Source organism: Tepidimonas fonticaldi (assembly GCF_001675355.1).
Lineage (GTDB): Bacteria > Pseudomonadota > Gammaproteobacteria > Burkholderiales > Burkholderiaceae_C > Tepidimonas > Tepidimonas fonticaldi.
The window spans coordinates 857,213-876,324 of record NZ_LZDH01000056.1 but is presented as its reverse complement, the minus strand read 5'-3'; the positions used below and the strand labels follow the sequence as shown (position 1 = coordinate 876,324).

The following is a 19,112-nucleotide window of genomic DNA, read 5'->3' as shown; positions in this document are numbered from 1 at the left end:
GTATACTCGACCGAAACAGTCGGGAATCAAAGCCTCCCCGCGCCTCGTCGGGGTCCACCAGGAGTCTGCCATGCGCCTGACCACCAAAGGCCGCTTCGCCGTCACGGCGATGATCGATCTGGCGTTGCGCCAAGCCAGCGGTCCCGTCACCCTGGCGGCCATCAGCCAGCGCCAGCACATTTCGCTGTCCTACCTGGAGCAGTTGTTCGGCCGCCTGCGCCGGCATCAGTTGGTCGAGTCCACGCGCGGCCCGGGCGGTGGGTACACCCTCGGCCGGCGCGCCTCCGACATCACCGTGGCGGACATCATCCTATCCGTGGACGAGCCCATCGACGCCACCCAATGCGGCGGCAAGGAAAACTGCCACGGCGATGGGCAGCGCTGCATGACCCACGACCTGTGGACCGAGCTCAACGAGCGGATGGTGGAGTTTCTGCGCTCCGTGACCCTGCAAAAACTGGTGGACGATCAGTTGGCCAAGGGCGTGGCGGTCGAGCCGCCGCCGTCCATCAAACGCGCCATTTCGCCAACGCCGGTGGTGCAGCCCATCCGCGTCAACGCCCCCAATTCGGTGTTTGCGCTCGCGGCCGCCGCCAAGTGACGCCACCCCACCCGACCTCCAGGAGCCCTCGATGAGCAGTACCTCCCACTTCCCCGTCTACATGGACTACAGCGCCACCACGCCCGTCGATCCGCGCGTGGTCGACAAGATGGTGCCCTGGCTGTACGAGCATTTCGGCAACCCGGCCTCGCGCAGCCACGCCTGGGGCTGGGAGGCGGAAAAAGCCGTCGAAACCGCCCGCGAGCAAGTCGCCGATCTGATCGGCGCGGATCCGCGCGAGATCGTCTGGACCAGCGGCGCGACCGAGTCCAACAACCTCGCGCTCAAGGGGGCCGCCCACTTCTACCAGGGCAAAGGCCGGCACATCATCACGGTCAAGACCGAGCACAAGGCCGTGCTGGACACCTGCCGCCACCTGGAGCGCGAAGGCTTCGAGGTCACCTACCTGGACGTGGACCAGGACGGTCTGCTGAATCTGGACGCCTTTCGTGACGCCATCCGGCCGGACACGATTCTGGCCAGCGTCATGTTCGTCAACAACGAAATCGGCGTCATCCAGGACATCGATGCGATCGGCCGCATCTGCCGCGAAAAGGGTGTCATCTTCCACGTCGATGCGGCGCAGGCCACTGGCAAACTGCCCATCGACCTGGCCACGCTGCCCGTGGATCTGATGAGCCTGGCCTCGCACAAGACCTACGGCCCCAAGGGCATCGGTGCGCTGTACGTGCGGCGCAAGCCCCGCGTGCGGCTGGAGGCCCAGATGCACGGCGGCGGCCACGAGCGCGGCCTGCGCTCCGGAACGCTCGCCACGCACCAGTGCGTCGGCATGGGCGAGGCGTTCGCCATCGCCAAGGCCGAAATGGCCACCGAGTTGCCGCGCATCCAACGCCTGCACGACCGGCTGCTCGCCGGGCTGAGCCAGATCGAGCAGTCTTTCGTCAACGGCCACCCCACCCGGCGCGTGCCGCACAACCTGAACATGAGCTTCAACTTCGTCGAGGGCGAGTCGCTCATCATGGGCATCAAGGGCGTGGCGGTTTCCAGCGGCTCGGCCTGCACCTCCGCCAGCCTGGAGCCCAGCTATGTGCTGCGCGCGCTGGGACGCAGCGACGAGCTGGCCCACAGCAGCCTGCGCATGACGATCGGCCGCTGGACCACCGAGGAGCAGGTGGACTACGCGATTGCCGCCATCAAGGCCAACGTCGAAAAACTGCGCGAACTCTCCCCGCTGTGGGAAATGTACAAAGACGGCATCGACCTCAACAGCATCCAGTGGGCGGCGCACTGACGCCACGCCCCACACACCAGGAGTACGCACCATGGCATACAGCGACAAGGTCATCGACCACTACGAAAACCCGCGCAACGTCGGCAGCTTCGACAAGGGCGACGAGAACGTCGGCACGGGCATGGTTGGCGCGCCGGCCTGCGGCGACGTCATGAAGCTGCAGATCAAGGTCAACCCCGCCACCGGCGTCATCGAGGACGCTCGCTTCAAGACCTACGGCTGCGGCTCGGCCATCGCGTCCAGCTCGCTGGTGACGGAGTGGGTCAAGGGCAAGACGCTGGACGAGGCGGCGCAGATCAAGAACAGCCAGATCGCGGAGGAACTGGCGCTGCCGCCGGTCAAGATACACTGTTCGATCCTCGCCGAGGACGCCATCAAGGCGGCCGTCGAGGACTACAAGAAGAAGCACACGGCGACGGCCTGAGCCGACCGCCCCCGAGACCCCGCAGTTCGTTCGATCTCCCCATGGCCGTCACCATCACCGAAGCCGCCGCCCGGCACGTCACCAAATACCTGGCCCGCCGGGGCAAAGGGGTAGGCGTGCGTCTGGGCGTCAAAACCACCGGTTGCTCGGGACTGGCGTACAAGCTGGAGTACGCCGACGACGTGGCGCCGGAGGACGTGGTGTTCGAGGCCCACGGCGTCAAGGTGCTGGTCGATCCCAAGAGCCTGCCCTACGTCGACGGCACCGAACTGGACTTCGTGCGCGAGGGGCTCAACGAAGGCTTCAAATTCAACAACCCGAACGAGCGGGACCGCTGTGGCTGTGGCGAGTCGTTCCGTGTCTGAGGACGCTGCGTCGTTGCAAGACGACGATTTCGCGCTGTTCGGCGTCCCGCGTCGGTTCCGCCTCGACCGCGCCGCGCTGGATGCGCGCTGGAAGCAGCTGCAGCGGCTGGCGCACCCCGACCGATTTGCCCACCAGGGGGCGGCGGCGCAGCGCATCGCCATGCAGTGGTCGGTGCGGATCAATGAGGCCTACCAGCGTCTGCGCGACCCGCTGCGCCGCGCCGCTTACTGGTGCGAGCTGCAGGGCGTGCCGATCGAGGCGGAGTCCAACACCGCCATGCCCGCGGACTTCCTGCTGCAGCAGATGCAGTGGCGCGAGGCCCTGGACGAGGCCCGCACGCCCGAGGACGTCGAGGCGCTGCTGCAGGCCGTCGAGGCCGAGCGGCGCGAACGGCTGGATGCCCTGGCCGATGCAATCGACGTCCGTGCCGACCCCCAGGCGGCGGTGGCCCAGGTGCGCGCGCTGATGTTCATCGAGCGGTTTGCCGACACCTTGCATGCGCGCCTCGACGGCTGAACAACCTTTTCCGAATCCATGGCATTACTCCAGATTTCCGAGCCGGGCGCCTCGCCCGACCCGCACCAGCGGCGCATCGCCGTCGGCATCGACCTGGGCACGACCCATTCGCTGGTCGCTGCCGTGCGTCACGGCGTGGCCGAATGCCTGCCCGACGCGCAGGGCCGGGTGATTCTGCCCAGCGTGGTGCGCTATTTGCCCGAGGGCAGCCGGCCGTCGCGGCAGATCGGCCACGAAGCGCTGGCCGCCCAGGTGAACGACCCCGCCAACACCATCAGCTCGGTGAAGCGGCTCATGGGGCGCTCGCTGGAGGACATTCAGGCGCAAGGAGTGGCCGCGCGGTTGCCCTATCAGGTGGCCGAGGGGCCGGGCGGGGTCGTGGTGCGCACCGTGGCGGGGGACAAGACCCCGGTCGAAGTCAGCGCCGAAATCCTTGCCACCCTGCGCCAGCGGGCCGAGGACACGTTCGATGCCGACCTGTATGGCGCGGTCATCACCGTGCCGGCCTATTTCGACGATGCCCAGCGGCAAGCCACCAAGGACGCGGCGCGTCTGGCCGGCATCAACGTGTTGCGGCTGCTCAACGAGCCGACGGCGGCGGCCATCGCCTACGGGCTGGACAACGGCGCCGAAGGACTCTACCTCGTGTATGACCTCGGCGGCGGTACCTTCGACGTCTCCCTGCTGCGCCTGACGCGCGGCGTGTTCGAGGTCGTGGCTACAGGCGGCGACTCCGCCCTGGGGGGCGACGACTATGACCGTGCCCTGGCCGATTGGGCGCTGGACCGTGTGGCGGCCGGGGCCCAGGTGGCGGCGCTGTCCGCATCGGAGCGGGCTGCTTTGCTGGCCGAAGCCCGGCGGGCCAAAGAGGCGCTGAGCGACTGCGCCAACGACCAAGCGGTGACGCTGCAAGTGCCCACCGCCGCCGGGCCCGTACCGGTCTCGGTGTCGCCGGCGGCGTTCGAGGCCGTGACCCGCCCGCTGACCGACCGCACCCTGGCAGTCGTGCGCCGGGTGCTGCGCGATGCGCGCGTCGCCGCCGACGAGGTGCAAGGCATCGTCCTGGTCGGCGGCTCGACGCGCATGCCGGTGATCCGGCGGGCCATCGCCCAGGCGTTCGGCCGCGAGCCATTGATCAACCTCAACCCTGACGAAGTGGTCGCCATCGGCGCGGCCATCCAGGCCAACCAGCTGGCGGGCAACGACGCCGATGGCGAGTTGCTGCTGCTCGATGTCATTCCGTTGTCGCTGGGGATCGAAACCATGGGCGGGCTGGTCGAGCGCATCGTGCCGCGCAACACGGCCATCCCCACCGCCCGCGCGCAGGACTTCACCACCTACCGGGACGGCCAGACGGCGCTGGCGCTGCACGTCGTGCAGGGCGAACGCGACCTGGCGCAGGATTGCCGCAGCCTGGCGCGCTTCGAGCTGCGGGGCATCCCGCCCATGGCGGCCGGGGCCGCACGCATCCGCGTCACCTTCACCGTGGATGCCGACGGCCTGCTGACCGTCAGCGCCCGCGAGCAAAGCACCGGTGTCGAAGCCCACATCGATGTCAAACCATCCTACGGCCTGACGGACGAGCAGATCGCCCGCATGCTGCAGGACGGCTTTGCCACGGCCGAGCAGGACATGCAGGCCCGCGCCCTGATCGAGGCGCGTGTCGAGGCCGACCGGATGCTGGAGGCCACCCGCAGTGCCCTGGCCGCCGACGGCGACCTGCTCACCGACGACGAACACGCAGCGGTGCATGCCCTGATGGCGGCCGTCGAATCCGCGCGTGCCGGATCGGATGCCGCGGCCATCGATGCCGCGACCGACGCCCTGGCCAAAGGCACCGAGGACTTTGCCGCCCGCCGCATGAACCGCAGCATCGCGCAGGCCCTGGCGGGCCGGCACGTGGAGAATCTCTGAATGCCCACGATCACCGTTTTGCCCCACCCCGAGTACTGCCCGCAGGGCGCGACCCTGCACGCCCCCACCGGCACCAGCCTGTGTGAAGCGCTGCTCGACAACGACATCGAAATCGAGCACGCCTGCGAAATGAGCTGCGCCTGCACCACCTGCCACGTCATCGTGCGCCAGGGTTTCGAATCGCTCAACGAAGCGACGGAGGAGGAGGAGGACATGCTCGACAAAGCCTGGGGATTGGAGCCCCAGTCGCGGCTCAGTTGTCAGGCGCGGCTGGGCACGCGCGACGTCACGGTCGAGATTCCGCGCTACTCCATCAACCACGCCCGCGAACGGCATTGACGCTGCGGCCCATGCGCCAGATCGTCCTCGACACCGAAACCACGGGCCTGTCCCCTCAGGACGGCGACCGCATCATCGAAATCGGCTGTGTGGAACTGGTCAACCGCCAGCTCACCGGCAACAACCGGCATTTCTACCTCAACCCGGAACGCGACATCCACGAAGACGCCCTGCGCGTGCACGGCATCACGCTGGACTTTCTGGCGGACAAGCCGCGGTTTGCCGAGATCGCCGCAGAGCTGCTCGACTACCTGCAAGGGGCCGAGCTGATCATCCACAACGCGCCCTTCGATCTGGGGTTTTTGGATGCGGAGTTTGGGCGGCTGGGGCTGGGCCCGACCCGGCGCCTGGTCAGCGGGGTGATCGACACCCTGGTCATGGCCAAGGAGCTGTGGCCGGGCAAGCGCAACGGGCTGGATGCCCTGTGCGATCGGCTGGGGGTGGACAACTCCGGCCGCCAGCTCCACGGCGCGCTGCTCGACGCGGAGCTGCTTGCCGACGTGTACATCTACATGACCCGGGGACAGGAGTCCCTGGTCATCGAGGTGCAGAGCGACGCCGGGGCCGCCGGGGTGCTCGAGCGGCGCGATCTGGCCGCCTTCGATTTGCCGGTGCTGCGGGCCAGCGAGGCCGAACTGGCCGAGCACGCCGCACTGCTCGCCGCGCTCGACAAGGAGTCCAAAGGCCGCACCGTCTGGCGCCGCTACGAGGAGTCGCTGCAAACGGCACCGCAAGACTGAGCCGGAAAGCGTTGAAAAGTACGCTATAATTTCATCCATCGACAGGGTGATTAGCTCAGCGGTAGAGCACTGCCTTCACACGGCAGGGGTCGTAGGTTCGAACCCTGCATCACCCACCAGATGTCAACAAAGCGCCTCTTCACGAGGCGCTTTCTTTTTGGTCGTCGCCCAGCGCGGCGACGCCAACATCACGCCATCACATTGACCTGTGTCCCCAAACTGCCGCTGGTGGCCAGCGGCAGACTCCCCACCGGGGCGGGCTGGGGCAGGGCGTTGAGCAGCGCCAGCGCCCCTTGCTGCTCCAGTTGCAAGGCTTTGCGCAGCACCAAGATTTGGGCGGCTCCGGGCGTCCCGCTCGCCGCGGCGGCGGCTTGCGTGACGGGGGAGGGCGTCGACGTCATGCTAACCATGGCACTAGATTACGCCGATTGCAGCCCGACCGCAAGGGCCATTAGAGAAGGGTGCGCGCCTGTCAGGCCGGCGAAAGCCGACGTTCCATAATCGGCGAACATTTCGCTTTTGACGCCCCTTCGAGGAGACGCCCCCATGAGCACCGTCGATTACGCCTCGTTTTACCGCCGTTCGATCGACGAGCGCGACGCCTTCTGGACCGAACAGGCCCGCCTGATCGACTGGCAGCGGCCGTTCGATCGGGTGTGCAACACCGACCATCCGCCGTTTGCGCGCTGGTTCGAGGGCGGTCTGACCAACCTGTGCCACAACGCGGTGGACCGGCATTTGGCTGCGCGTGCCGACCAAAACGCGCTCATTTACGTCTCGACCGAGACCGACACCGAGCGTGCCTACACCTACCGCGAGTTGCACACCGAGGTGCAACGCATGGCGGCGATCCTGCGCTCGCTGGGGGCGGGCAAAGGCGATCGCGTGCTGATCTACATGCCGATGATCCCCGAGGCGGCGTTTGCGATGCTGGCCTGCGTGCGCATCGGCGCCATCCACTCGGTGGTGTTTGGCGGCTTTGCCAGCCACAGCCTGGCCACCCGCATCGACGACGCAGCGCCCAAAGTTATCATCAGCGCCGACGCCGGCATGCGCGGCGGCAAGGTGGTGCCGTACAAGCATCTGCTGGACGAGGCGATCCGCCTGTCGGCCCACAAACCGGCGCGGGTGCTGATGGTCAATCGCGGGCTGGCGGCGCTGGATCCGGTGGAGGGGCGCGACGTCGACTATGCCGCGCTGCGCGAGCAGCATCTGGATGCCCAGGTGCCGTGCGAGTGGGTGGACAGCTCCCACCCCAGTTACATTCTGTACACCAGCGGCACCACCGGCAAGCCGAAGGGCGTGCAGCGCGACACCGGCGGCTACGCGGTGGCACTGGCCGCCTCGATGCGCCACATCTACATGGCCAACCCGGGCGAGACGTTCTTCTCCACCAGCGACATCGGCTGGGTGGTGGGCCACAGCTACATCATCTACGGCCCGCTGATCAACGGCATGGCCACCATCATGTACGATGGCACGCCGATCCGGCCCGACGCCGGCATCTGGTGGCGCCTGGTGCAGGACTACCGTGTCAACGTCATGTTCACCGCGCCGACCGCCGCGCGCGTGCTCAAAAAACAGGATCCGGCCCACCTGAGCAAGTACGACCTCAGCAGCCTGCGCGCGTTGTTCCTGGCTGGCGAGCCGCTGGACGAGCCGACCGCCACCTGGATCGCCCAGGCGCTGGGCAAGCCGGTCATCGACAACTACTGGCAGACCGAGACCGGCTGGCCGATCCTGGCGATCTGCAACGGCATCGAGCGCGCGCCGACCAAGTTCGGCTCGCCGGGCAAAGCGGTGTACGGCTACGACGTGCGCCTGATCGACGAGAACACCGGCGAGGAGATCCACGAGCCCGACCGCAAGGGCGTGATCGCCGTGCAGTACCCGCTGCCGCCGGGCTGCCTGCAGACCGTCTGGGGCGACGACGCGCGCTACGTCAAGACCTACTGGTCCAGCATCCCCGGGCGGCAGATGTACAGCACCTTCGACTGGGGCGTACGCGACGCCGACGGCTACTACTACATCCTCGGCCGCACCGACGACGTCATCAACGTCGCCGGCCACCGCCTCGGCACGCGCGAGATCGAGGAGAGCATCTCCAGCCACCCGGCCGTGGCCGAAGTGGCGGTGGTCGGCGTGGCCGACGCGCTCAAGGGCCAGGTGGCCGTGGCGTTTGCCGTCCTCAAGGATCCGTCGCTGGCCGCGACCGAGGCGGACGAGCTCAAGCTCGAGGGCGCGATCATGAAAGTGGTGGACGAACAGCTGGGCGCAGTGGCGCGGCCGGCACGTGTACGCTTCGTCAACCTGCTGCCCAAGACGCGCAGCGGCAAGCTGTTGCGCCGCGCCATCCAGGCTGTCTGCGAGGGGCGAGACCCCGGCGACCTGACCACGCTGGACGACCCCAGCGCCCTGCAGCAGATTCGGGACCTGATGCGCGCCGGCTGAACGGCCGCGCGTCGGCTTGGGTGTCCGGTCGGATTGTGGGTATGATGCAGGCTCACCGTCTGCATCATTGCTTATGCAACAACTGACCGAAGCCGACGTCGACAAGAATCGCGTCTTCGAGCTGGCGGCGGAGCTGTTTGGCATTCTCTCCACGCCGACCCGGTTGCGCATCCTCAACGCCCTGTGCGACAAGGAGAAGTCGGTGTCGGAGCTGCTGGCCGAAATCGAGACCACCCAGCCCAATCTGTCGCAGCACCTCAATTTGCTGTACCGCGCCGGCGTGCTGGCCAAGCGCAAGGAAGGCACGCAGGTCTACTACCGCGTCCAAAGCGAACAGGCGGTGGCGCTGTGCCGCACGGTGTGCGCCCAGATTGCCATCGAGCTGGACGAGCCCGGGGGCGTTCCCAACAGTCATCGCCTCTCGCCCCGGCGTCCCTGACCGCCGGGGGCACGCAATTTCCCCCACACCCACCGCCTTTGGTGGCACAATTCACGCCGCACAGGCCCTTCCAGTGTCACTGTCGCGTCCGCCAACCGGTTCAGCCGTGTCGCGGAAGGTTGTTCCAACCAGCAAGTCTCCTGCAGGGAGACGGAGGTCAGCGATTCCATGAGCGAGACGACGAGCGTCTACCAAGCCTTCAACGGCAACTCGTACCTCTTCGGCGGCAACGCGCCGTATGTGGAGGAGATGTACGAGAAATACCTCACCGACCCCACCAGCGTGCCCGAGTCCTGGCGCGACTACTTCGACGCGCTGCAGCACGTTCCCGCGGTCGACGGCAGTGACGCTCGCGACATCCCGCACATGCCGGTGATCTCGGCCTTCGCCGAGATGGCCAAGCAGGGCACCACCCAGGTGGTGGCCGCGTATGGGGCCGACTCCGATCTGGGGCGCAAGCGCGTCGCCACGCAGCAACTCATCGCCGCCTACCGCAACCTGGGGGTGCGCTGGGCCAACCTCGACCCGCTGAAGCGCTCCGAGCGGCCCGACATCCCGGAGCTGGAGCCGTCGTTCTACGGCTTCACCGACGCCGACCTGGAAACCGTCTTCAACGTCTCCAACACCTACTTTGGCAAGGAGACCATGTCGCTGCGCGAGCTGCTCAACGCGCTGCGCGAGACGTACTGCGGCACGCTGGGCGCCGAGTACATGTACATCACCGACATGGCGCAAAAGCGCTGGTGGCAGGAAAAGCTGGAAAGCATCCGCAGCAAGCCCAGCTTCACGGCGGAGCAGAAAAAGCACATCCTGGAAAACCTCACCAAAGCCGAGGGCCTGGAGCGCTACCTGCACACCAAGTACGTCGGTCAAAAGCGCTTCAGCCTCGAAGGCGGCGAGAGCTTTATCGCCTCGATGGACGAGCTGATCCAGCGCGCCGGTGCACTGGGCGTGCAGGAAATCGTCATCGGCATGGCGCACCGTGGGCGCCTGAATGTGCTGGTCAACGTGCTGGGCAAGATGCCCAAAGACCTGTTCGCCGAATTCGAGCACACCGCGCCCGAAGACCTGCCCGCGGGTGACGTCAAGTACCACCAGGGCTTTAGCTCGGACGTCTCCACCCCTGGCGGCCCGGTGCACCTGAGCCTGGCGTTCAACCCCTCGCACCTGGAAATCGTCAACCCCGTGGTGGAAGGCTCGGTGCGCGCGCGCATGGACCGCCGCGGCGACCGCGCCGGCGATCAGGTGCTGCCCGTGCTGGTGCACGGTGATGCGGCTTTTGCCGGCCAGGGCGTGGTCATGGAGACGCTGGCGCTGGCGCAAACGCGCGGTTACTACACCGGCGGCACGGTGCACATCGTCATCAACAACCAGATCGGCTTCACCACGTCGGACCCGCGCGACAGCCGCTCGACCCTGTACTGCACCGACGTCGTCAAGATGATCGAGGCGCCGGTGCTGCACGTCAACGGCGACGACCCGGAGGCGGTCGTGCTGGCCACCCAACTGGCGGTGGAGTACCGCCAGACCTTCCGCAAGGATGTCGTGATCGACATCGTCTGCTTCCGCAAGCTGGGCCACAACGAGCAGGACACGCCGTCGCTGACCCAGCCGCTGATGTACAAAAAGATCGCGCAGCACCCCGGCACGCGCAAGCTCTACGGCGACAAGCTGGTGGCGCAGGGCATCCTGCCGCCGGATGGGCCGGACGAGGTGGTCAAAACCTACCGCGCCATTCTGGACGAGGGGCGCCGCACCGTCGATCCGGTGCTCACCAACTACAAGAGCAAATACGCGGTCGACTGGGCGCCGTTCCTGGGCAAGAAGTGGACCGACGTGGCCGACACGGCCATTCCGCTGGCCGAGTGGAAGCGGCTGGCCGAGCGCATCACCACGGTGCCGGACAACATCACCCCGCACCAGCTGGTCAAGAAGGTGCTGGCCGACCGCGCGGCGATGGGCCGCGGCGAGATCAACGTGGACTGGGGCATGGGCGAGCACATGGCGTTTGCCTCGCTGGTGGCCAGCGGCTACGGCGTGCGCCTGTCCGGCGAGGACTGCGGCCGTGGCACCTTCACCCACCGCCATGCCGTCATCCACGACCAGAACCGCGAGAAGTGGGACGTCGGCACCTACATCCCGCTGCAAAACGTCGCGGAGAACCAGGCCCCGTTCACCGTCATCGACTCCATCCTGTCGGAGGAGGCGGTGCTGGGCTTCGAATACGGCTATGCGTCGAGCGATCCCAACACCCTGGTGATCTGGGAGGCGCAGTTCGGTGACTTTGCCAACGGCGCGCAGGTGGTGATCGACCAGTTCATCGCCTCCGGCGAGGTCAAGTGGGGCCGCGTCAACGGCATCACGCTGTTCCTGCCGCATGGCTACGAGGGGCAGGGGCCGGAGCACAGCTCGGCGCGCATCGAGCGCTTCATGCAGCTCGCAGCCGACACCAACATGCAGGTGGTCCAGCCCACGACGGCCAGCCAGATCTTCCATGTGCTGCGCCGCCAGATGGTGCGCAACCTGCGCAAGCCGCTCATCGTCTTCACACCGAAGTCGCTGCTGCGCAACAAGGACGCCACCTCGCCGCTGTCCGAGTTCACCAAGGGCGGCTTCCAGACCATCATCCCGGAGCAAAACGCCGACGTCGTCAAGAACGCGCAGCGTGTCAAGCGGGTCATCGTCTGCTCGGGCAAGGTGTATTACGACCTCGCGAAGAAGCGCGAGGAAAAGGGGGCCGACGATGTCGCCATCGTGCGCATCGAGCAGCTCTATCCGTTCCCGCACAAGGCCTTTGCGGCCGAGATGAAGCGCTACCCCAACGCCACCGACATCGTGTGGTGCCAGGACGAGCCGCAGAACCAGGGTCCCTGGTTCTTCGTGCAGCACAACATCCACGAGAACATGCTGGACGGGCAACGCCTGGGCTACGCCGGTCGCGCGGCATCCGCCTCGCCGGCGGTGGGCTATGCGCACCTGCACCAAGAGCAGCAGAAGGCGCTGGTCGAGGCCGCCTTCGGCCGGCTCAAGGGCTTCATCCTGACCAAGTAAGACGAGAGCGGTCCGCGCGGGCGTGGGCGCCGCGCGCGGGCTTTGTCGCCCCTTTTTTACGCATTCGTTGAGGAAGAACACACCATGGCCATCGTTGAAGTGAAAGTGCCGCAGCTGTCCGAGTCGGTCGCGGAAGCCACGCTGCTGCAATGGAAGAAGAAAGTCGGCGATCTGGTCGCCGCGGACGAAATCCTGATCGAGATCGAGACCGACAAGGTCGTGCTCGAGGTGCCGGCCCCGGCGGCGGGCGTGCTGACCGAAATCGTCGTTGGCGACGGCGGCACGGTGGTGTCCGACCAGGTCATTGCCAAGGTGGACACGGAAGGCAAGGCGGGGGCGGTCGCCGCCGCGGCCCCGGTCCCCGTTGCGGCTGCTCCTGCGACCGCTGCGGCGGCACCTGTGGCGAATGCCGCGCCGGCCGCCGCAGGCGCCATGGCCGGTGTCGCAATGCCGGCTGCCGCCAAGCTGATGGCGGATCACGGTCTGGCCCCCGGCTCCGTCGCCGGCACGGGCAAGGACGGCCGCGTCACCAAGGGTGACGTGCTGGCGGCCGTGGCGGCGCCCAAGCCCGCGCCGGCCGCAGCGGCGCCGGCCGCGATCCCGACCGGGGCGCCCGCCAAGGTGCTGCCGCAGGTCAGCGCGCCGGTCGGTCTGCCGGCCGATCTGGCCAACCGGCCGGAGCAGCGCGTGCCGATGACGCGCCTGCGCGCACGCATCGCCGAGCGGCTGCTGCAGTCGCAGGCCACCAACGCCATCCTGACCACGTTCAACGAGGTCAACATGGCCCCGGTGATGGAACTGCGCAAGAAGTACCAGGAGCGTTTCGAGAAGGAGCACGGCGTCAAGCTCGGCTTCATGAGCTTCTTCGTCAAAGCCGCGGTGCATGCGCTCAAGAAGTACCCTATCCTCAACGCCAGCGTCGATGGCAACGACATCGTCTACCACGGCTACTTCGACATCGGCATCGCGGTGGGCTCGCCGCGCGGGCTGGTGGTGCCCATCCTGCGCAACGCCGACCAGATGAGCTTTGCCGACATCGAGAAGAAGATCGCCGACTTCGGCAAGCGCGCGGCCGAGGGCAAGCTCGGCATCGACGAGATGACCGGCGGGACGTTCTCGATCTCCAACGGCGGCGTGTTCGGCTCCATGCTGTCCACCCCCATCATCAACCCGCCGCAGTCGGCCATCCTGGGCGTGCACGCGACCAAGGAGCGCCCCGTCGTGGAAAACGGCCAGATCGTGATCCGCCCGATCAACTACCTGGCCATGTCGTACGACCACCGCATCATCGACGGACGCGAGGCCGTGCTGGGCCTGGTCGCGATGAAGGAGGCGCTGGAAGACCCCGCGCGCCTGCTGTTCAACATCTGACGCGACGGAGTGACCCCCATGGCACAAGCATTTGACGTCGTCGTCATCGGCGCCGGCCCCGGCGGCTACATTGCGGCCATCCGGGCCGCGCAGCTCGGCTTCAAGGTCGCCTGCATCGACGAATGGAAGAACGCCGCGGGCGGCCCCGCCCCGGGCGGCACCTGCACCAACGTCGGCTGCATCCCGTCCAAGGCGCTGCTGCAGTCGTCCGAGCACTTCGAGCACGCCGAGCACCACTTTGCGGACCACGGCATCAGCACGGGTACCGTGAAGATGGACGTCGCCAAGATGATCGCGCGCAAGGACGCCATCGTGAAGCAAAACAACGATGGCATCCTGTACCTGTTCAAGAAGAACAAGGTGACGTTCTTCCACGGCCGCGGCTCGTTCGTCAAGGCCGTGGACGGCGGCTACGAGATCGCCGTGGCGGGCGACACGCCCGCCACGCTGGTGGGCAAGCAGGTGGTGGTGGCTACCGGGTCGAACGCCCGGGCGCTGCCCGGCGTGCCGTTCGACGAGGACAAGGTGCTGTCCAACGACGGCGCGCTGCGCATGGGCGCAGTCCCCAAAAAGCTGGCCATCATCGGCTCCGGCGTGATCGGGCTGGAGATGGGCTCCGTCTGGCGCCGGTTGGGGGCCGAGGTCACCATCCTCGAAGGTATGCCCACCTTCCTGGCCGCCGTGGACGAGCAAATCGCCAAGGAGGCCAAAAAGGCCTTCGACAAACAGGGCCTGAAAATCGAGCTGGGCGTCAAGGTTGGCGAGATCAAGACGGGCAAGAAGGGCGTGAGCATCGCCTACACCACCGCCAAGGGCGAGGCCGCGACGCTGGACGCCGACCGGCTGATCGTCTCCATCGGCCGGGTGCCCAACACCAATGGGCTGAACGCCCAGGCGGTGGGCCTGCAGCTCGACGAGCGCGGCGCCATCGTGGTGGACGACGAATGCCGCACCAACCTGCCCGGTGTGTGGGCGGTGGGTGACGTGGTGCGCGGCCCGATGCTGGCCCACAAGGCCGAGGAAGAGGGCGTCGCCGTGGCCGAGCGCATCGCCGGCCAGCACGGGCATGTTAACTTCAACACCATCCCGTGGGTCATCTACACCAGCCCCGAGATCGCCTGGGTGGGCCAGACCGAGCAGCAGCTCAAGGCCGCCGGGCGCGCCTACAAGGCCGGGACCTTCCCGTTCCTGGCCAACGGTCGCGCGCGGGCGTTGGGGGACACCACCGGGATGGTCAAGTTCCTGGCCGACGCCGCCACGGACGAGATTCTGGGCGTGCACATCGTGGGGCCGATGGCCTCCGAACTGATCGCCGAGGCGGTGGTGGCGATGGAGTTTCGCGCCAGCGCCGAGGACATCGCCCGCATCTGCCACGCACACCCGTCGCTGTCCGAGGCGACCAAGGAGGCGGCGCTGGCGGTGGACAAGCGCACCCTCAACTTCTGACGGGCGATGCTGGCGCGCGCAAGCGCGCCCGCGCCGGACCCCGCCTGGGGGCCGGTGCGGCGCGCCTACGAAGCAGAACTGACGGCGCGGGGGTTTCGCAGCGACCCTGCGCAACTGCGCGCGGTCGAGGCGCTGGAGCGGTGCGCGGCGGAGTGGGCGCGCTTCAAACAGCGGCGTTCCAACGCGCTCAAAAAGCTCATCAACCGGCTGCCCATCCCGCGCGGCGTCTATATGTACGGCGGGGTCGGGCGCGGCAAGAGCTTTTTGATGGACTGCTTCTACAACGCCGTACCGCTGCGGCGCAAAACCCGGCTGCACTTTCACGAGTTCATGCGCGAGGTGCACCGCGAACTGGCCGATCTGCAGGGCACGGTCAACCCGCTGGACGCACTGGCCAAGCGCATGGCCGTGCGGTTTCGGCTGATCTGCTTCGACGAGTTTCACGTCGCCGACGTCACCGACGCGATGATCCTGCACCGTCTGCTGGAGGCGATGCAAAAGTACGGCATCGGCATGGTGGCGACCAGCAACTTCCACCCCGACGGGCTCTACCCCGACGGGTTGCACCGCGACCGCATTCTGCCGGCCATCGAGCTGCTCAAGCGCACCATGGAAGTGGTCAACGTGGACCACGGCGTCGATTACCGCCGCCGCACGCTGGAGCATGTGCGCCTGTACCTGATGCCCCTGGGCAAGGCGACCGAGCAGGAGATGGAGGCTACCTTCGAGCAACTGGCCGAAGCGCAGGACGAAAACCCCGTGCTGCGCATCGAAGGGCGCGAGATCCGCGCCATCCGGCGGGCGGGCGGGGTGGTGTGGTTCGATTTCCGCACCCTGTGTGGCGGGCCGCGGTCGCAAAACGACTATCTGGAGCTGGCCAGCCAGTTCCACACCGTGCTGCTGAGTAATGTCCCGCCGATGCCCCCCAACATGGCATCGGCCGCGCGGCGCTTCACCTGGCTGGTGGATGTGCTGTACGACCGGCGGGTCAAGCTCATCGTCTCGGCCGCCGTGCCGCCGGAGCAGCTCTACACCGAGGGGCCGCTCGCGCACGAGTTTCCGCGCACCGTCTCCCGGCTGCACGAAATGCAGTCGCGCGAGTACCTGTCGTTGCAACGGCGCGACGTCGATACGGCGCTGACGTGACGATGGGGGTACCCGCCCGGGGGCAACGGGGCGCCGCAGTCCTGGAGCCGGGCTAGGATTGCGGCATGCCCTGGCGCCAGTCCCCTCCCCACGACATGCAGGATACGGCCTGCCGCCCCGCCGAGCCCGGCTGTCCCGTCGCGGCGTGGGTGGACGCCATGACCGGTTTCGAGCAGCCGGCCTACGTGCTGGCGCTGGATGGCCGCTTCGTCTGGGTCAACGAGGCCTGTGTGGGGCTGTTCGGGCGCCCGGCGGCCGAGCTGCTGCGGCTGCGCTTTCAGGACCTGACGCACCCGGACGACCACGCCGGCGACCGCCAGCGCATCGGCCAGCTGATCGCCGGCGAGGTGCGCTGGCTGCAGGTGGACAAGCGCTTTCTGCGGCCGGACGGCCGCACCGTGTGGGTGCGGCTCAACGTCCATCGCCCGTGGCGCGACCCAGCTGCCGCCGCCCCGGAGCTGGCCGAGCGGCTGCTGGTGCTGGCGCGCGAAATCGGCCTGGACGACGCCGGCCGCGAGGCGCTGCAGCGCAGCGAGCGCCAGTTGACCCTGGCGCTGGAGGGCAGCCGCGCCGGCTCGTGGGACTGGAACCTGCAGACCGACATCGTCGAATACTCGGCCGGCTTTGCGCAGTTGCTGGGCTATACCGGGGACGATTTTCACCGCGACTTCCGCTTTCAGGAGCGGCTGCACCCGGCCGACCGCCTCCGCGTGCTGGATGCCGTGCACGATGCGCTGGACGGCCCCCACGCCTTCGACGAGGCTTACCGGCTGCGCCGTTTCGACGGCCGCTGGCGCTGGTTCCGCGGGCGCGGCATGGCCATCCGCGACGCGCAGGGGGTGGCGCGCCACTTCAGCGGCATTCTGTTCGACTGGCACGACCAGCGCCGCCAGCAATTGCAACTGCGCCGCAACGAGCGACGCATGGCGCACCTGGCGCGCCACGACCCGCTGACCGGCCTGCCCAACCGCCTGCTGTGGAACGAGCGGCTGGCCGCCGCGCTGGCGCAGGCGCAGCGCCACGGCGAGCGGCTGGCGCTGCTGATGCTGGACCTGGACCGCTTCAAGGATGTCAACGACACGCTGGGCCACGCCACCGGTGACGCGCTGCTGGCCGCCGTCGGTGCGCGGCTGCGGCAGCGGCTGCGCGAGGGTGACACGCTGGCGCGGCTGGGCGGCGACGAGTTCGTCGTGCTGATGCGCCGGCTGCGCGACCCGTCCGATGCCGCCGCGCTGGCGCGCGACATCCTGGAGGCGCTGGCCAGCCCCTGGACCAGCCCGCGCGGGCACGAGATCCAGACCGGCGTCAGCGTCGGCATCGCGGTGGCGCCGGAGCACGGCACCGAGGCCGAGACGCTGATGGGCGCGGCCGACGCCGCGCTGTACCGCGCCAAGGAGCTGGGGCGCGGTACCTTCGCCTATTTCACCCAGGAGCTGACGCAGGCCGCCGCGCGGCGCATGGAGCTGGAGGCGCGCCTGCGCCGCGCCGTGCGCGAGCAGCGGCTGGCGCTGCAGGTGCAGCCGCAGTTCGCCTTCGGCACGCGCGTGCCGTGCGGCGGCGAGGCGCTGGTACGCTGGCACGACGACGAGCTGGGCCCCGTCTCGCCGGCCGAGTTCATCCCCGTCGCCGAGGCCTGCGGCCTGATCGACGCCATCGGCCGCTGGGTGCTGGAGCAGTCAACCGGCATCGTCGCCGCGTGGCGCCGCGCCGGCTGGCGGCAGGCGCGCATCGCCGTCAATGTCTCGGCGCGCCAGTTCAGTCAGGGCGACCTGGTGACGGCCGTGCTCGGCGCCCTGGACGCGCACGGCCTGCCCGGCGACGCGCTGGAGCTGGAGGTGACCGAATCCGTGCTGATCGACCCCGGCGCGGGCGCCGCCGCCGCCCTGGCGAGGCTGCGCGCCGCGGGGGTGACGATCGCCATCGACGACTTCGGCATCGGCTACTCGTCGCTCGGCTACCTGCACAACCTGCCGGTGGACACGGTCAAGATCGACCGCAGCTTCGTGCAGGGCCTGGGCCAGCCGGGCAGCGCCGGCCGGCTGTGCGCCGCCATCGTCGCGATGGCCCACCACCTGCACCTGGGCGTGGTGGCCGAGGGTGTGGAGACCGCCGCGCAGCACGACGCGCTGCAGGTCATGGGCTGCGACCGTTACCAGGGCTACTGGCAGGGCGGGCGGCCGACCGAGGCGATGGAGGTGCTGGCGTGCTGGCGGGCGTCACGCCCAACTTAGTGCAACGCAGCCAATCCCGCTTCTGGGGCTTTGTCCAACACTTTGAGCAAGGCTTTGGCAGCCCCCGTAGGGGCGCGTTTGCCTTGCTCCCAGTGGCGGATGGTTTGCAGCGGCACGTCAATTCGCTCCGAGAACTCCAATTGGCTCAACCCCAGGCGCTTGCGAACACGGCGCGCAAATTTGGCGGCGTCCTGCATCGCATCGACGTCGTCCGCGGCGGCTTGTCTGGCGATATCTGCCTCTGACGTCGCATCGACACGAACGGGATCGATACGTCCGTAGGTCAGTGTCGCAGGGGCGGTCGGGTCAATCGTCACGCGTACGGTTTTCATAGTGCTTGACCTCGCGCTGGTTGGCTTTGCGTGCCGAGATGATGCGAATGACACCGCGTCGGGATGTGTAGACCACCACGAACAGACGCTGCTCGATCTTGCCCATCAACCGGTAGCGTTCTTCGCCATAGCTGTGTCGGGTGTCGGCCTGGATCAGGCGATGCGGATCGAAAAAAGCTCTGGCCGCGTAGGCGAAATCGAACCCTCGATCAGCGAAGCACGCGTCGCTTTTCGCTGCATCCCATTCGAACTCCATAGCCCAAGTGTAGTTCAGTGAAGCACTTTTAGGGGCGACCGAAAGGAGGGGCAGCGAACCACCGGTTCCGCAGACCGCCTCGAACGCCCTGCGAGGAGGGCCGTGGCGGCAATCACTGGCGTGGCGGAGAGAGGGGGATTCGAACCCCCGAGGGGCTGTTAACCCCTACACGCTTTCCAGGCGTGCGACTTAAACCACTCATCCATCTCTCCGCGGGAGCCCCACATTGTAGCACCG

The 19,112-nt window shown here is 67.7% G+C and carries 18 protein-coding genes and 2 tRNA genes; 16 read left to right on the top strand and 4 right to left on the bottom strand.

Going from position 1 to position 19,112, the window contains the following annotated elements; translation table 11 throughout:
* Window positions 1-70 precede the first annotated feature (70 nt).
* The 9 genes from iscR (at window position 71) to A9O67_RS09910 (ending at window position 6,271) form a co-directional block, all read left to right on the top strand.
* A complete protein-coding gene (iscR, locus tag A9O67_RS09950) occupies window positions 71-601 on the top strand; it encodes a Fe-S cluster assembly transcriptional regulator IscR (RefSeq protein WP_068609686.1) in 531 nt (176 codons plus the stop codon).
* Between the two features lie 31 nt (window positions 602-632).
* Window positions 633-1,853, top strand: a complete 1,221-nt coding sequence (locus tag A9O67_RS09945; RefSeq protein WP_068609684.1) for an IscS subfamily cysteine desulfurase — start codon at window positions 633-635, stop codon at window positions 1,851-1,853.
* Window positions 1,854-1,884: 31 nt separating this feature from the next.
* Window positions 1,885-2,277, top strand: coding sequence for a Fe-S cluster assembly scaffold IscU (gene iscU, locus A9O67_RS09940; protein ID WP_068609683.1), 393 nt, complete (start codon window positions 1,885-1,887; stop codon window positions 2,275-2,277).
* 41 nt (window positions 2,278-2,318) lie between these two features.
* Window positions 2,319-2,642, top strand: a complete 324-nt coding sequence (gene iscA, locus A9O67_RS09935) for an iron-sulfur cluster assembly protein IscA (protein ID WP_068609682.1) — start codon at window positions 2,319-2,321, stop codon at window positions 2,640-2,642.
* A 13-nt stretch (window positions 2,643-2,655) separates the two neighbouring features.
* Window positions 2,656-3,159 carry a Fe-S protein assembly co-chaperone HscB gene (gene hscB / locus A9O67_RS09930; RefSeq protein WP_231960303.1) on the top strand — a complete coding sequence of 168 codons (504 nt, stop codon included), beginning with the start codon at window positions 2,656-2,658 and terminating at the stop codon, window positions 3,157-3,159.
* An 18-nt stretch (window positions 3,160-3,177) separates the two neighbouring features.
* The gene (gene hscA / locus A9O67_RS09925) at window positions 3,178-5,073 is read left to right on the top strand and encodes a Fe-S protein assembly chaperone HscA (protein ID WP_068609679.1); all 1,896 of its coding nucleotides are present in this window, start codon (window positions 3,178-3,180) and stop codon (window positions 5,071-5,073) included.
* Window positions 5,074-5,412, top strand: coding sequence for an ISC system 2Fe-2S type ferredoxin (gene fdx, locus A9O67_RS09920; protein WP_068609677.1), 339 nt, complete (start codon window positions 5,074-5,076; stop codon window positions 5,410-5,412).
* Between the two features lie 11 nt (window positions 5,413-5,423).
* Window positions 5,424-6,152, top strand: a complete 729-nt coding sequence (gene dnaQ / locus A9O67_RS09915) for a DNA polymerase III subunit epsilon (RefSeq protein WP_068609675.1) — start codon at window positions 5,424-5,426, stop codon at window positions 6,150-6,152.
* A 44-nt stretch (window positions 6,153-6,196) separates the two neighbouring features.
* A tRNA-Val gene (locus tag A9O67_RS09910) sits at window positions 6,197-6,271 on the top strand.
* A 69-nt stretch (window positions 6,272-6,340) separates the two neighbouring features.
* Here A9O67_RS09910 and A9O67_RS09905 read toward each other — a convergent pair.
* Window positions 6,341-6,553: a putative motility protein gene (locus A9O67_RS09905; protein WP_231960302.1), complete on the bottom strand. Its 213-nt coding sequence runs from the start codon at window positions 6,551-6,553 to the stop codon at window positions 6,341-6,343.
* A gap of 145 nt (window positions 6,554-6,698) precedes the next feature.
* On the opposite strand from A9O67_RS09905, the gene A9O67_RS09900 reads away from it, so the two are divergent.
* From A9O67_RS09900 to A9O67_RS09870, 7 genes are all read left to right on the top strand, one after another.
* Window positions 6,699-8,603, top strand: coding sequence for a propionate--CoA ligase (locus A9O67_RS09900; protein ID WP_068609671.1), 1,905 nt, complete (start codon window positions 6,699-6,701; stop codon window positions 8,601-8,603).
* Window positions 8,604-8,676: 73 nt separating this feature from the next.
* Window positions 8,677-9,042 (top strand): ArsR/SmtB family transcription factor, encoded by a 366-nt coding sequence (locus A9O67_RS09895; protein WP_068609669.1) that lies wholly within the window; start codon window positions 8,677-8,679, stop codon window positions 9,040-9,042.
* Window positions 9,043-9,210: 168 nt separating this feature from the next.
* Complete coding sequence (locus A9O67_RS09890; RefSeq protein WP_068609667.1) at window positions 9,211-12,093, top strand: 2-oxoglutarate dehydrogenase E1 component; 2,883 nt, start codon at window positions 9,211-9,213, stop codon at window positions 12,091-12,093.
* A gap of 84 nt (window positions 12,094-12,177) precedes the next feature.
* Entirely contained in the window at window positions 12,178-13,464 is a 1,287-nt protein-coding gene (odhB, locus tag A9O67_RS09885) for a 2-oxoglutarate dehydrogenase complex dihydrolipoyllysine-residue succinyltransferase (RefSeq protein ID WP_068609664.1), read from the top strand.
* Window positions 13,465-13,482: 18 nt separating this feature from the next.
* On the top strand, window positions 13,483-14,910 hold the full coding sequence (gene lpdA, locus A9O67_RS09880; protein WP_068609662.1) for a dihydrolipoyl dehydrogenase: 1,428 nt from the start codon (window positions 13,483-13,485) through the stop codon (window positions 14,908-14,910).
* Window positions 14,911-14,916: 6 nt separating this feature from the next.
* Window positions 14,917-16,056, top strand: coding sequence for a cell division protein ZapE (gene zapE, locus A9O67_RS09875; RefSeq protein WP_068609660.1), 1,140 nt, complete (start codon window positions 14,917-14,919; stop codon window positions 16,054-16,056).
* Between the two features lie 65 nt (window positions 16,057-16,121).
* The gene (locus A9O67_RS09870; protein ID WP_082955487.1) at window positions 16,122-18,287 is read left to right on the top strand and encodes a putative bifunctional diguanylate cyclase/phosphodiesterase; all 2,166 of its coding nucleotides are present in this window, start codon (window positions 16,122-16,124) and stop codon (window positions 18,285-18,287) included.
* Here the strand turns inward: A9O67_RS09870 and A9O67_RS13165 are convergent.
* The 3 genes from A9O67_RS13165 to A9O67_RS09860 all read right to left on the bottom strand — a co-directional run bounded on the left by A9O67_RS13165 (window position 18,284) and on the right by A9O67_RS09860 (window position 19,087).
* The gene (locus A9O67_RS13165) at window positions 18,284-18,619 is read right to left on the bottom strand and encodes a helix-turn-helix domain-containing protein (protein WP_082955486.1); all 336 of its coding nucleotides are present in this window, start codon (window positions 18,617-18,619) and stop codon (window positions 18,284-18,286) included. The two genes, A9O67_RS09870 and A9O67_RS13165, sit on opposite strands and share 4 nt — an antisense overlap.
* The gene (locus A9O67_RS09865; protein ID WP_068609656.1) at window positions 18,594-18,875 is read right to left on the bottom strand and encodes a BrnT family toxin; all 282 of its coding nucleotides are present in this window, start codon (window positions 18,873-18,875) and stop codon (window positions 18,594-18,596) included. Before A9O67_RS09865 ends, A9O67_RS13165 begins: the two co-directional genes overlap by 26 nt.
* A 121-nt stretch (window positions 18,876-18,996) precedes the next feature.
* Window positions 18,997-19,087, bottom strand: a tRNA-Ser gene (locus A9O67_RS09860).
* Between the last annotated feature and the right edge of the window lie 25 nt (window positions 19,088-19,112).

What these genes read in the sequence shown, in the direction of transcription:
- zapE (WP_068609660.1), top strand. Translation starts at nt 14,917, where the DNA reads ATGCTGGCGCGCGCAAGCGCGCCCGCGCCGGACCCCGCCTGGGGGCCG.
- iscA (WP_068609682.1), top strand. Translation starts at nt 2,319, where the DNA reads ATGGCCGTCACCATCACCGAAGCCGCCGCCCGGCACGTCACCAAATAC.
- A9O67_RS09890 (WP_068609667.1), top strand. Translation starts at nt 9,211, where the DNA reads ATGAGCGAGACGACGAGCGTCTACCAAGCCTTCAACGGCAACTCGTAC.
- fdx (WP_068609677.1), top strand. Translation starts at nt 5,074, where the DNA reads ATGCCCACGATCACCGTTTTGCCCCACCCCGAGTACTGCCCGCAGGGC.
- iscR (WP_068609686.1), top strand. Translation starts at nt 71, where the DNA reads ATGCGCCTGACCACCAAAGGCCGCTTCGCCGTCACGGCGATGATCGAT.
- A9O67_RS09895 (WP_068609669.1), top strand. Translation starts at nt 8,677, where the DNA reads ATGCAACAACTGACCGAAGCCGACGTCGACAAGAATCGCGTCTTCGAG.
- A9O67_RS09900 (WP_068609671.1), top strand. Translation starts at nt 6,699, where the DNA reads ATGAGCACCGTCGATTACGCCTCGTTTTACCGCCGTTCGATCGACGAG.
- lpdA (WP_068609662.1), top strand. Translation starts at nt 13,483, where the DNA reads ATGGCACAAGCATTTGACGTCGTCGTCATCGGCGCCGGCCCCGGCGGC.
- odhB (WP_068609664.1), top strand. Translation starts at nt 12,178, where the DNA reads ATGGCCATCGTTGAAGTGAAAGTGCCGCAGCTGTCCGAGTCGGTCGCG.
- dnaQ (WP_068609675.1), top strand. Translation starts at nt 5,424, where the DNA reads ATGCGCCAGATCGTCCTCGACACCGAAACCACGGGCCTGTCCCCTCAG.
- A9O67_RS09870 (WP_082955487.1), top strand. Translation starts at nt 16,122, where the DNA reads ATGCCCTGGCGCCAGTCCCCTCCCCACGACATGCAGGATACGGCCTGC.
- A9O67_RS09945 (WP_068609684.1), top strand. Translation starts at nt 633, where the DNA reads ATGAGCAGTACCTCCCACTTCCCCGTCTACATGGACTACAGCGCCACC.
- A9O67_RS09905 (WP_231960302.1), bottom strand. Translation starts at nt 6,553, where the DNA reads ATGACGTCGACGCCCTCCCCCGTCACGCAAGCCGCCGCCGCGGCGAGC.
- iscU (WP_068609683.1), top strand. Translation starts at nt 1,885, where the DNA reads ATGGCATACAGCGACAAGGTCATCGACCACTACGAAAACCCGCGCAAC.
- A9O67_RS09865 (WP_068609656.1), bottom strand. Translation starts at nt 18,875, where the DNA reads ATGGAGTTCGAATGGGATGCAGCGAAAAGCGACGCGTGCTTCGCTGAT.
- A9O67_RS13165 (WP_082955486.1), bottom strand. Translation starts at nt 18,619, where the DNA reads ATGAAAACCGTACGCGTGACGATTGACCCGACCGCCCCTGCGACACTG.
- hscA (WP_068609679.1), top strand. Translation starts at nt 3,178, where the DNA reads ATGGCATTACTCCAGATTTCCGAGCCGGGCGCCTCGCCCGACCCGCAC.